The organism is Klebsiella sp. CD33, from assembly GCF_051992865.1.
Classification (GTDB): Bacteria; Pseudomonadota; Gammaproteobacteria; order Enterobacterales; family Enterobacteriaceae; genus Klebsiella; species Klebsiella pneumoniae.
In genome coordinates this window covers 3,242,279-3,254,615 of record NZ_CP197023.1, presented here as the reverse complement: position 1 = coordinate 3,254,615, position 12,337 = coordinate 3,242,279, and the positions used below count along the sequence as shown (strand labels likewise).

At 58.8% G+C, this 12,337-nt stretch carries 10 protein-coding genes; 1 reads left to right on the top strand and 9 read right to left on the bottom strand.

Annotated features, from left to right (window positions below; all coding sequences use genetic code 11):
- Nucleotides 1–19: 19 nt before the first annotated feature.
- From ACR809_RS16250 to ACR809_RS16230, 5 genes are all read right to left on the bottom strand, one after another.
- Entirely contained in the window at nucleotides 20–985 is a 966-nt protein-coding gene (locus tag ACR809_RS16250) for a PDR/VanB family oxidoreductase (RefSeq protein ID WP_122051425.1), read from the bottom strand.
- 57 nt (nucleotides 986–1,042) lie between these two features.
- Nucleotides 1,043–2,491 carry an NAD-dependent succinate-semialdehyde dehydrogenase gene (locus tag ACR809_RS16245; RefSeq protein ID WP_115664765.1) on the bottom strand — a complete coding sequence of 483 codons (1,449 nt, stop codon included), beginning with the start codon at nucleotides 2,489–2,491 and terminating at the stop codon, nucleotides 1,043–1,045.
- An 18-nt stretch (nucleotides 2,492–2,509) separates the two neighbouring features.
- Complete coding sequence (yeaW, locus tag ACR809_RS16240; protein ID WP_122051424.1) at nucleotides 2,510–3,634, bottom strand: carnitine monooxygenase, oxygenase subunit YeaW; 1,125 nt, start codon at nucleotides 3,632–3,634, stop codon at nucleotides 2,510–2,512.
- Between the two features lie 36 nt (nucleotides 3,635–3,670).
- On the bottom strand, nucleotides 3,671–5,278 hold the full coding sequence (locus ACR809_RS16235) for a BCCT family transporter (protein WP_004183615.1): 1,608 nt from the start codon (nucleotides 5,276–5,278) through the stop codon (nucleotides 3,671–3,673).
- Between the two features lie 453 nt (nucleotides 5,279–5,731).
- Nucleotides 5,732–6,817, bottom strand: a complete 1,086-nt coding sequence (locus tag ACR809_RS16230; RefSeq protein ID WP_075394728.1) for a tartrate dehydrogenase — start codon at nucleotides 6,815–6,817, stop codon at nucleotides 5,732–5,734.
- 82 nt (nucleotides 6,818–6,899) lie between these two features.
- Between ACR809_RS16230 and ACR809_RS16225 the strand changes: the two genes are divergently transcribed.
- The gene (locus ACR809_RS16225) at nucleotides 6,900–7,862 is read left to right on the top strand and encodes a LysR substrate-binding domain-containing protein (protein WP_004221441.1); all 963 of its coding nucleotides are present in this window, start codon (nucleotides 6,900–6,902) and stop codon (nucleotides 7,860–7,862) included.
- Here the strand turns inward: ACR809_RS16225 and ACR809_RS16220 are convergent.
- The 4 genes from ACR809_RS16220 to puuD form a co-directional block, all read right to left on the bottom strand.
- Nucleotides 7,859–9,139 carry an NAD(P)/FAD-dependent oxidoreductase gene (locus ACR809_RS16220; RefSeq protein ID WP_002898585.1) on the bottom strand — a complete coding sequence of 427 codons (1,281 nt, stop codon included), beginning with the start codon at nucleotides 9,137–9,139 and terminating at the stop codon, nucleotides 7,859–7,861. The genes ACR809_RS16225 and ACR809_RS16220 overlap by 4 nt on opposite strands.
- 2 nt (nucleotides 9,140–9,141) lie before the next feature.
- Nucleotides 9,142–10,629 carry an aldehyde dehydrogenase PuuC gene (gene puuC / locus ACR809_RS16215; protein WP_122051423.1) on the bottom strand — a complete coding sequence of 496 codons (1,488 nt, stop codon included), beginning with the start codon at nucleotides 10,627–10,629 and terminating at the stop codon, nucleotides 9,142–9,144.
- 320 nt (nucleotides 10,630–10,949) lie between these two features.
- Entirely contained in the window at nucleotides 10,950–11,507 is a 558-nt protein-coding gene (gene puuR / locus ACR809_RS16210; protein WP_002898590.1) for an HTH-type transcriptional regulator PuuR, read from the bottom strand.
- 25 nt (nucleotides 11,508–11,532) lie between these two features.
- Complete coding sequence (puuD, locus tag ACR809_RS16205; RefSeq protein ID WP_020802183.1) at nucleotides 11,533–12,285, bottom strand: gamma-glutamyl-gamma-aminobutyrate hydrolase; 753 nt, start codon at nucleotides 12,283–12,285, stop codon at nucleotides 11,533–11,535.
- Nucleotides 12,286–12,337 lie beyond the last annotated feature (52 nt).

The following is a 12,337-nucleotide window of genomic DNA, read 5'->3' as shown; positions in this document are numbered from 1 at the left end:
CCGCTGGCCGGAGAGCGAGCTATAAATCCAGCACTAACCGGCCGCCTTTAGCGCGCGAGCAGCAGATCAGCATACTCTGCTGGCTGGCTTTCTCTTCCTCGCTGTAATACTGATCGCGGTGGTCGGCTTCCCCCTCCAGAATCATCGTTTCGCAGGTGCCGCACACCCCTTCTCGGCACAGGCATTCGACCTTCGCCGCTTTGTTATTCTCGATCACCTGCAAAATGGTCATATCCTGCGGCACGGTAAATTCGCGTCCGGAACGCGCCAGCACCAGGGTAAATGCCTCTCCGCTTTTATCCTCAAGGATAAACTGCTCAAAGTGCAGCTGGCTGGCGGGCACCTGATGGCGTTCGGCGGCGGCTTTCACCGCCTCGTTAAGCGCCGCTGGGCCGCAGGTATACACGTGGGTTCCTGGCTCGAGGTCGGCGAACAGGCGCGGTAGGTCGAGACGGCTGCCGAGCGCTGATACATGAACATTGACCCGATCGCGCCATGGCGCAGCGCGAAGCGTATCGACGAAAGCATTACTGTCGGCGTCGTGAAAACAGTAATGCAGCTGCCAGTCGGCCTGCCGCTGTTCCAGTTCCGGAATATGCGATAAGAATGGCGTAATGCCGATGCCGCCGGCGATCAGCAGATGTTTTCGCGCCTGTGGTTCGATGGGGAACAGATTGTTGGGCGTGGACACCGTCAGGGTATCGCCCGGGCGCACCCGCTGGTGCATAAAACGCGAGCCGCCTTTGGAAGGCGACTCAAGACGCACCGCAATCTGCCAGCTGGTGGTATCCAGCGGCGAGCTCATTAGCGAATAGGCGTTACTGTAGCGCTGCTCGCCATCCTGCATCTGGACGATAATATGGCTGCCGCCGCTGAATGCCGGCAGCGGGGCGCCGGTCGGCGACACCAGCGTAAAACGCTTCACAAGAGGGGTGATCTGTTCAACATCGCGAACGACCGCCTCAAACATTTGATAATCAGACATCGCTGAACTCCATCAAAAAATCCCGGCGTGGCTAGCGCCATCGCCGGGAGAGCACATTTACAACCCCTGGCAGAGATACTTCATCTCCAGGTAATCTTCGATTCCGTGTTCCGACCCTTCGCGGCCAAGACCGGACTGCTTTACCCCGCCAAACGGTGCGACTTCGTTGGAAATCAGTCCGGTATTGATGCCGACCATGCCGTATTCCAGCTGCTCGGAGACGCGCCAGATACGGGCGGCATCGTTGCTGTAAAAATAGGAGGCGAGGCCGTAGATGGTGTTATTCGCCTGCTCGATGACCTGCTGCTCATCGTCAAATTTCACCAGCGCCGCCACCGGGCCGAAAATCTCTTCCTGCAGCAGCAGTGACCCCGGCTGTACGTCGCCGACCACCGTAGGGGTGAAGAAATTACCGCCCAGCGGATGCGCTTTACCGCCGGTTAACAGCGTGGCGCCGCGGCTCAGGGCGTCGTCGAGCAGGGACTGCACTTTGCGCCCGGCGTCGGCGTTGATCAGCGGGCCAATCTGTACATCGGACTCGCTGCCATCGCCCACTTTCAGGGCGGCGACGCGAGCGACGAACTTATCGCAGAATTGGTCGTAGACGGCGCGATGAATATAGAAGCGGTTGACGCAGACGCAGGTTTGCCCGGCGTTGCGGAACTTGGCGATCAGCGCGCCCTCGACCGCTTTATCGATATCGGCGTCGTCAAAGACGATAAACGGCGCGTTACCGCCGAGCTCTAAGGAGAGCTTTTTGATGGATTCCGCGCACTGGCGCATCAGCACGCGGCCAACTTCGGTCGAACCGGTAAAGGAGAGCTTACGCACCCGCTCATCGCCGGTGAACACCGCGCCAATCTCTCGCGACTGGCCGGTAACGACGTTAATGACGCCCTGCGGGATCCCGGCCTGATTCGCCAGCTCCGCCATCGCCAGCGCGGTAAACGGCGTTTCGTTAGCCGGCTTAATCACCATCGTACAACCCGCGGCCAGCGCCGGGCCGGCCTTCCGGGTGATCATCGCCGCCGGGAAGTTCCACGGGGTGATCGCCGCGCAGACGCCTACCCCCTGGCGGATCACCATCAGGCGTTTATCGGCGCCGGGGGAGGGGATTATCTCGCCGTTGGCGCGTTTCCCTTGTTCGGCAAACCACTCGATAAACGAGGCGGCATAGGCGATTTCGCCTTCCGCTTCCGCCAGCGGCTTGCCCTGCTCGGCGGTCATGATCTGCGCCAGCGCGGTCTTGTTTTCGAGGATCAGGCGGTGCCAGTTTTTCAATAGCGCGGCGCGCTGGGCGGCGGTTAATGCGCGCCAGCCCGGCAGCGCGGCCGCGGCGGCATCCACTGCCTGTTGCGCTTCCGCACGCCCCATATTGGGGATCTGGCCGAGCGTCGCGCCGGTGGAAGGATTGCTGACGGCAAGCGTCGTGCCGTCGGCGGCGTCGCGCCAGCTTCCGGCAATCAGCGCCTGCTGGCGAAACAGATCTGAGTGAAACACAGACATAGCAAGCTCCTTCAACGATTACGGCTGGAACACCTGGGCGACCAGATTGTGGAAATGCGCGATCCCGTGCTCGGAGATACCGCTGCCGCTGTTATCCGCCATAATGCGCCCCTGGCCGCGATAGCCGCGGGACTTCAGCCCCTTCTGCACGCTTTCCACCAGGCGTAAATCTTCCGGGCGGAACACGTCGCGATACCACTCAATCAGCGCTTTCTGATCGTCAGTCAGCTCTTCGTTGGTGAAATAGATGTCGTAATTCTGCAGAGTGGTCTCTTCATCCACCGGGAATTCATAGATAACGGTCATCATGCCCTTGATCGGCGTGACGTTGAACATGGTGCAAGGCCACAGCCAGAAACCGTGAAACGCGGCGTCGGTACCCTCTTCGAATTTAAACGACTGCTCGGACGGTTTGGCGAAGCCATACTGCAGCGTCCATTTGCCGTGCATGGTGTGCCAGTAGCGGTCAACCTGGACGGAATCCGAGAAGCCCGGGTGCGCCGGACCGCAGTGGTAACATTCCAGATAGTTATCGACGATATTTTTCCAGTTCGCTGGGGTGAGGGTGGTAAAGCGCGCCGCCAGTTTCAGATCATGCACGTCCGGACAGGCTTTCAGCACTTTGTCCTGCAGCCCCGGTAGCTGCGTTTCCACACTCTCCGCTTCCGGATTCATATTGATAAACACAAAGCCGGCATACTCTTCCAGGCGAACCGGCACCAGCGTTGCCTTTTCGCTATCGAAATTCGCCACGTTTTCGCAGTTGCGGGCGTGGGCGAGATTGCCGTCCAGCTTGAAGGCCCAGGCGTGATAGGGGCAGGTAATCACGTTTTTGGCTTTGCCCTCGCCGCTCAGTAGCTGGTGGCCGCGGTGTGGGCAGACGTTATAGAAGGCGCGCAGAATGTTGTCGCGGCCGCGGACGATAACGATATTTTCGCCGATGATCTCCCGGGTAATGTAATCGTTCGGCCGAGCGACCTCGCTGCCGTGGGCGACGCAAATCCAGCTATTGGCGAAGATGCGCTCTTTCTCGTGCTCAAACGCCTGGCTGTCGGTATAAAAACGGGCCGGAATGGTCCAGGCATCCTGCGGATTAGCGCAAAAGTTAATCGGCAGGGTGAAGTCAGGGCTCAAATTGCTCATGTAGGGTCTCCTTGTGATTATTGTCAGTAAGAGGTTTTACAGCGACTGGCCGTCGCCTTTGAGTACCGCGCCAACCGGCAGCGTCTCGGCTTTAATAATGGGCTCGGGGGTATGGGTTTCTATCTGATGGACCGGAACGTGGGCGTAGTCCTGTTTTAACCAGCGCACGAAGCCGCCGGTTTTAATCAGTAAAATGGCCAGGAACGGTAGGGCGGTCAGCACCACGGTAGTTTTCATGGTCTCAAGCGAAGCGCCGGTAAACAGAATCGACAGCGGGATGAGGGTGATCACCACGCACCAGAACAGGCGCATGCCGCGATCCGGATCCTCGCCTTCGCGCAGGTTGCGGGTACTGGTCGCCGCCATGGTGTAGGCCACCGCATCCATGTGCGAGGCGAGGAAAACAATCATCACGAACAGATAGGCGGCGAGGAACAGCTTACCTGCCGGCAGCGACATCAGGACCTGCTGGACGGCGGTTTCGCCGCCGAGAGTCTGCATCACCTGTGGTACGTTAATCACGCCGTTAACGAACTGGTGCATGGCGTAGCTTTCCATCACCCCGAAGAAAAACCAGCAGCCGGCGGTGCTACCGAGGAGCAGTCCCCAGATCACCTCTTTGATTTTGCGCCCGCGGGAGACGCGGGTGACGAACATCGCCACGCCTGGGGTATAGGAGATCCACCACAGCCAGTAGAAGACGGTCCAGTTGCGGGTAAAGGCGCCGTCGCCGAGCGGGTCGGTAAACAGGCTCATCTGCAGGAAGTTTTGGGTCGTCAGGCCGACGGCGTTAATGACGTTATTGGTGATGAATTCGGTCGGGCCAACCAGTAATACCACCAACGGCAGCAGAAACGCCCCCCAGCCGACCATTTTGCTCAGGCGCTGCAGGCCGTTGTTGATGCCAATCCACGAACTCATGCAGAAAATACCGCCGGAGAGCAGGATCACAAATGCCTGCACGGTGAAGTTATCCGGCAGTCCGGTCAGCGCTGACAGGCCGCGGGTGAAGGTGGCGGCGGTGACTACCAGCGAAATGGTTAACGCGCCGACGGTAGCGATCAGGAACATCAGATCGACCAGACGGCCCCAGAAACCTTGCGGATTAACGCCGGTGATCGCCGAAACGATCCCGGAGAGGCTGAGGCCTTTATTTTTCCGCACGTGGAAGTGATAGGCCATGATCAGCGAGGCGAGGGTATAGGTTGCCCAGGCGCTTACGCCCCAGTGGAAGAAAGAGTAAGGGATGCTGTATTCCAGCGCTTTCGGCGATTGCGGGGCAATGTTAAGGCCCGGGGTCTGGTAGTAATAAGCCCATTCGGCAACGCCCCAGTACAGCGTGGAGGAGCCGAGACCGGCGCAGATAAACATAAACAGCCATGAGAGGGTACTGTATTCGACTTTACCTTCGCCGAGACGGATATTGCCGTATTTGCTGGTGGCCAGATACAACACCAGTCCCAGCGCCAGCAGCACCAGTACCTGTACCGTGGAACCCAGCAGGCGGGTCACGCCGTTAAAAATCGAATCAGCCGCTTGCGCGGTTTGCTGGGGGAAGAGACTTAATGTAGCGGCGATGAAAACAATGGCCGCCAGGCTGATGGCAATCAGCGGCACATCTTTTTTCTTTACGTTGCTCAACATGAGTGATCTCCTGGGCATGATTGCCCGTCGGTGGCTTTAGCCTGTCGTTGTTATCACGCTGTAGGGTCAGGGTTCGTAGCAAAATGCTATTAACAATTGGATTATTTCTTCGTTACATGAATTAAACAATTGGCCGTTTCGTGAAGCAATAAAACACGAAACGGAAATAATAAAAGGTGAATTGGCGCAGGTTCTGTCCTTTCAGGAATTAATAAAGTTCACCGCTGTGATGCGGTTCACTTGTCAATCGTGGGGGATTCTGCATAGCGAAAAGAGAGGGGCGTTGGCGGACCAGGCGCGCGGGTTTTCCCGGGTAGCGGCTGCGCCTTACCCGGGCTACTTGCTGTGCCGTTTTTTGCCGGGTGGCGGCTGTGCCTTACCCGGCCTACTCACTACATTATCGTGCCATTGTAGCCCCGGTAAGCGCAGCGCCACCGGGGAGCGGCGGAGTAATTACGCCAAAATGGCCTTGCAGATAGCCTCGCTAACCTGCTGCGTTGAGGCACTGCCTTTCATGTCCGGAGTTTTCGGTCCGCAGGCGATCGTCTGCTCAATCGCCGCCAGAATGCCATCGTGAGCGGCGTGGTAGCGCTCATCGCCGTTGCCGAGGAAATCGAGCATCATCGCCCCGGCCCAAACGGTGGCGATCGGGTTGGCGATATTTTTACCGTAAATATCCGGCGCCGACCCGTGAACCGGTTCGAACAGCGACGGGAAATTGCGCTCCGGATTGAGATTGGCCGATGGCGCAATACCGATAGTGCCGGTACAGGCCGGGCCGAGATCGGAGAGAATATCGCCGAACAGGTTAGAACCCACTACCACGTCGAAACGCTCCGGCTGCAGCACGAAACGGGCACACAGGATATCGATATGCTGCTTGTCCCAGCGAATTTCGGGATAGTTTTTGGCCATCTCTTCCACCCGCTCATCCCAATAGGGCATGCTGATGGCCAGGCCATTGGATTTGGTTGCGGAGGTTAGCGTTTTGCGTGGGCGGCTTTGCGCCAGCTCAAAGGCGTAGCGCAGGATCCGGTCCACGCCGCGGCGGGTGAAGACCGACTCCTGAATCACCAATTCATGCTCGGTGCCTTCATTGGCGCGGCCGCCGAGGGCGGAATATTCGCCTTCGGTATTTTCGCGCACCACGTAAAAATCAATATCGCCGGCCTTTTTACCCGCCAGCGGGCAGGGGACGCCGGGGAACAGGCGCACCGGGCGCAGGTTGACGTATTGATCGAACTCGCGGCGGAACTTCAGCAGCGACCCCCACAGCGAAATGTGGTCGGGAACGGTATCCGGCCAGCCGACGGCGCCGAAGTAGATAGCATCGAAGCCCTGCAGCTGCTCGCGCCAGTCGTCCGGCATCATCTTGCCGTGATGGGCGTAATATTCGCAGCTTGCCCACTCCATCTGCTCGAAGCTCAGCGACAGATCCCAACGCTGCGCAGCGGCTTGCAACACGCGAATCCCTTCAGGCAGCACTTCTTTGCCAATTCCGTCACCCGGGATGGCGGCAATACGACAGGTTTTTTTCATTCCGGTTCTCACTTTTTAACGATGATGTTTGACCACCTGCCTATCCTATAATTGACTGGTTCATAATTAATCACGCTAACTGGTGAAACATAAAACACAGATCATGAATAATCTGCCGCTGCTAAATGATTTACGCGTCTTTATGCTGGTCGCTCGCCGGGCCGGGTTCGCCGCCGCCGCCGAGGAGCTTGGCGTATCGCCGGCGTTCGTCAGCAAGCGGGTTTCGCTGCTGGAGCAAACCCTGAATGTGATGTTGCTGCACCGGACCACCCGCCGGGTCACCATTACCGAAGAGGGGGAGCGGATCTATGAATGGGCGCAGCGCATTTTGCAGGATGTCGATGAGATGATGGATGAGCTTTCCGACGTGCGCCAGGTGCCGCAGGGAACGCTGCGTATTATCAGTAGCTTCGGCTTTGGCCGTCGGGTTGTCGCCCCGGCGCTGTCGGCGCTGGCTCTCCAGTACCCGCAGCTGGAGCTGCGTTTCGATGTCCAGGACCGGCTGGTGGATTTAGTCAATGAAGGGGTGGATCTCGATATTCGCGTCGGCGACGATATCGCACCGAATCTGATTGCCCGCCAGCTGGCGGCCAATCACCGCGTACTCTGCGCCTCGCCGCAGTTCCTTGCCCGCCATGCGCCGCCGAAACAGCTGAGCGATCTGGCCGCGTTACCCTGCCTGGTGATTAAAGAGCGCGATCACCCGTTCGGCGTCTGGCAATTGCATAGTAAAGAGGGCCAGCACGCCATCAAGGTAACCGGGCCGCTCTCCTCCAACCATGGTGAAATTGTGCATCAGTGGTGTCTGGACGGGCAGGGGATTGCGCTCCGTTCGTGGTGGGACGTCCGGGAGAATATCGCCAGCGGACATCTGGTGCAGGTGCTGCCGGACTACTGGCAGCCGGCCAACGTCTGGGCGGTTTACGTCTCCCGGCTGGCGACGTCGGCCAAAATCCGCACCACCGTGGAGTTTCTGCGCCACTACTTTCAGTTGCACTATCCGCAGCATGAGCCGACGGCCAGCGCCGTCGGCAGAGGCGATTAAACCCCAAGGCGGTCGCGCAGGCTGTAGTAGGCGGCGCCCATGGCGGTAAAAGGAATGCGCAGGCTGCGGCCGCCCGGGAACGGGTAGTGCGGCAGTTTGGCGAAGGCGTCGAAACGCTCGGCGTCGCCGCGCAGCAGCTCTGAAATCAAGCGTCCGGCAAGGTGGGTACAGGTCACGCCGTGGCCGCTGTAGCCCTGCATGTAGTAAATATTGTTATCGAGACGCCCGAACTGCGGCATCCGCGACAGGGTTAGCAGGAAGTTGCCCGTCCAGCGGTAGTCAATCTTCACCCCCTGCAGCTGCGGGAAGGTTTTCAGCAGTTTCGGCATAATCAGCCGCTCCACGTCGTCCGGATCGCGCGCGCCGTAGACTACACCTCCGCCGTACAGCAGACGGTTGTCGCCGGTCAGACGGTAGTAGTCCAGCAGGTAGTTACAGTCTTCCACACAGTAGTTTTTCGGGATCAGCGAGCGGGCGACCTCTTCCGACAGCGGAGCGGTAGTGACCACCTGGGTGCCGCACGGCATGCTGCGTTTCGCCAGCTCCGGCTCCAGTTTATCGCCGAGATAGGCGTTGCCGGCGACGATCACGTAGCGCGCGGTGACCTGGCCGCGCGCGGTGCTGACCACCGCCGGGCTGGTGTGCTGGATGCGGGTGACCGGCGACTGCTCATACACCCGGCCGCCGTTCAGGCGAATGGCATCCGCTTCGCCGATGGCAAGGTTCAGCGGGTGAATATGGCCGCCGCTGTGGTCGAGCAGGGCGCCGACGTAGCGGTCGCTGTCCACTTCGCGACGAATGGCCTCTCTGTCCAGCAGCTCCAGCTGGGTGTTGCCGTAGCGCTCCCAGTTGGCTTTCTGCTCTTCCAGGGTTTCCAGCTGTTTATGGTTCATCGCCACGAACAGGCCGCCCGGGCGGTAATCGCACTGGATCTGATACCGCTGGATGCGTTCGCGGATGATATCGCCGCCTTCGAACATCATGCTGCCGAGCATTTTTGCCGCATCCGGGCCGTAGTTCTTTTCAATGACGTCGATATCGCGGCTATAGGAGTTGACCAGCTGACCGCCGTTGCGGCCGCTGGCGCCGAAGCCGATGCGCGCCCCTTCCAGCACCACCACGTCGTAGCCCATTTCGGCCAGATGCAGGGCAGACGAGAGGCCGGTGTAGCCGCCGCCGACGACGCAGACGTCACAGTTGATGGATCCCTCCAGCGTCGGGAACGGTTCATACTTGTTGGCGCTGGCGGCATAGTAGCTAGTGGTATGTTCAGTCATGATCAAGACTCCAGGGCAATCCAGATGGTTTTCAGTTCGGTGAATTTTTCCAGTGCGTGCAGCGATTTATCGCGCCCGTTGCCGCTCTGCTTGTAGCCGCCGAACGGAACGGTCATATCACCATCGTTATAGTTGTTGACGAAGACCGAGCCGGCCTTCAGGCGGCGGCTCATGCGGTGGGCGCGGGAGAGATCGCGGGTCCACACCGCGGCGCCCAAGCCGTAGTCGCTGTCATTGGCGAGCTTTAGCGCCTCTTCTTCGCTTTTGAAGCGGGTCACCACCAGCACCGGGCCGAAGATCTCTTCCCGGCTGAGGGTTGATGCCGGGTCGACGTCAACGAAAATGGTCGGGCCAACGGCGGCAGGCCACGGGTTTTTCCGTCCGTCGAGGAACAGGGTGCTTTGGCTTTCGCCGCCGCGAATAAAGCTATGCACGTTGTCGGCATGGGTATTGTCAATCAGCATGCCCATGGTGGTGTCCGGATCGAGCGGGTTGCCCGGCTGCCAGTGTTGCGCCTCACCTTTCAGCCGCGCCAGGAACTCGTCAGCGATGCTCTCCTCGAGCAGCAGACGGGTCCCGGCGATGCACACCTGTCCCTGGTTGTAGAAGATGCCGCCGGCGGTGGCGCGAACCGCTTGTTGCAGATCCGGGCAGTCGGCGAAGACAATGTTGGCGCTCTTGCCGCCCGCTTCCAGCCACACGCGCTTCATATTGCTGTCGCCGGCGTCTTTCAGCAGCTGCTTGCCGGTGCGGGTGGATCCGGTGAAGGTGATGACTTCAACATCAGGATGCAGGGCCAGCGCCTGCCCGGCCTCGTGGCCAAAGCCGCTGACCACGTTCAACACGCCGTCCGGCAGGCCGGCCTCTTTCGCCAGCCCGGCCAGACGCAGGGCGGTGAGCGGCGATTTTTCCGAGGGTTTGAGGATTACGCTATTGCCCGCCGCCAGCGCCGGGCCGAGTTTCCAGCAGGCCAGCAGCAGCGGGAAGTTCCACGGCACCACCGCGGCGATCACGCCAATTGGTTCGCGAACGATCATCGCCAGCTCGTTGCTGCCGGTGGGGGCCACTTCGCCATAGACTTTATCCAGCGCTTCGGCATACCAGCGAATGGCGCGGGCGGCGCCGGGAATATCGTCGCGCAGGCTGTGGCGAATCGGTTTGCCGGTATCCAGCGTTTCCAGCAGCGCCAGCTCTTCACGATGGGCCTCCATCAGATCAGCAAAGCGAGTGAGGATCGCTTTACGCTGTGCGGGGGAGGCCTGCGACCAGTCGCCGTTATCAAAAGCCTGGCGCGCGGCTTTCACCGCCCGTTCGACGTCGGCTTTTTTACCGCGGGCGACCTGGGCTAATGTCTGCTGCGCGGCAGGGTCGATAGTCTCAAAGGTGGTATTATCGGCCGCGGCGCAATATTCGCCGTTAATAAATAAGCGCGTTTCAATGGCCAGGTTTTTCGCTTTTTCCTGCCAGTAAGCCAGGTGCTGAAAATTCATCATGACTCCTTAAAAACATTATCGGCAAATTAATCAGTGCGGCGTTTTCAGGCTGCACGGGGGCACTGCGCCGGGCGCAGGGCATAGCGTATCCCCGGAGTTGAATACCGTTTTATTCTCCTGAGTTTTGACGGGTTGTTTGCAACCCGAATTATTCAGGAGCGAGTCGCCATTCACTGGCGTTAATTATTTCAGGGCCAACAGGAAATAATATTCCGTACGGCGCAGACGTTATTACTACGAGTTCTTCGCCGCGACGAAAATAGATTTTCCGTCGCGACAGGCCTGAAGTAAGCCTGAACCTCGTTCAGGCGAAATAATCAGAATGTGGTGGGGGTGTGGGCACTGATGATGCGGCAGATGCCTGCCGAGGTGTTGCTGAAGCTGTGCGGAATGCCGGTATTAATGGCATAGCTCTGTCCAGCCACCAGGTGGTACGACTGACCGTTAATGGTCAGCACGATCTCACCTTCCAGTATGGTGCCTATCTCCTCACCCTGATGCTTAATCCTCTCCCCGGTCGTGGTTCCAGGCTGGTAAGTTTCAAAAATCATCGCCAGCGTACGGTTCGGATTTCCGTTATGAACCAGCTTCATGGAAACGCCCTGACTTCCCATCTCAATCAGGTCATCCTGATTAATGACCACCTGGGGTTCGTCCGGCTTTTCGGGTTCAGAAAAGAATTCCGAGAGCGACAGCCCATAGACTTTCAGCAGCTTTTGCAGCGTACTGATGGCAGGACTGACTTTATCCTGCTCTATGGTGCTGATGGCACTATGTGTTAACCCAGACAGTTCGGCGGCACGACGCTGTGAGAGACCCAGCTGTTGGCGGATCTCTGACAGACGTTTCCCTGGCGCCAGTCCGTCATCGCTCATATTTGCATTTCCTTAACGGTAGTGGTCAGCGCCGCCGCTTTTCAGCATGATGGCCCTGACAGGCGGTGATAAAACCATCAAACAACATACGCGACAGGGCGTATTCGCTACTGTTCCATTCTGGATGCCATTGTACGCCCAGCGCGAAAGGATGATCGTTCACGCTGACCGCTTCCACCAGTCCATCTGGCGCTCGCGCCTCCACGCGCAGCTGCGGACTGAGGGTTTTTGCCCCTTGCCCATGTAGCGAGTTTACCCAAAACGTGTTGCAGCCCGGTATCAATTGCGACAGCAATCCTCCTTCCTGAACCTCAACCTGATGGGACGGCGCATACTGCTGCTCGACGGGCAGTTCAGGATCTTCGCGATGTTCAAGGAGCTCAGGCTGCTCGAACAGACGACGATACAGAGTCCCGCCGGTGGCGACAACCAGTTCCTGCAGTCCACGACAGATGGCGAAAATGGGGATGCGCCTTTCGAGCGCGGCGTTAATCAGCGCCATGCTCAGAAGATCACGCCCGGGGTCGGCGTCAGGCTCATCGCCGTTTTCACCATAAAGGTGCGGCTGCACATTGCTGGGGCTGCCTGGCAGGTAGATCCCGTCCAGTTTATCAACGACCGCGTTCAGTAGCTCCGGCTCCGCCAGCGCATGCGGCAGGGCAATCGGCAGTCCGCCGGCGTTCACAATTGCATTCAGGTACTTTTCTTGCAAGGTCTGGGTCTGGTGACCCTTAAGCCTGTTTCTACACATCACGACGCCAATAACTGGCTTGTACATTATATTTTCCATGATCGCCCTCACAAAGTGGACTAAATTATGACCGCTATAG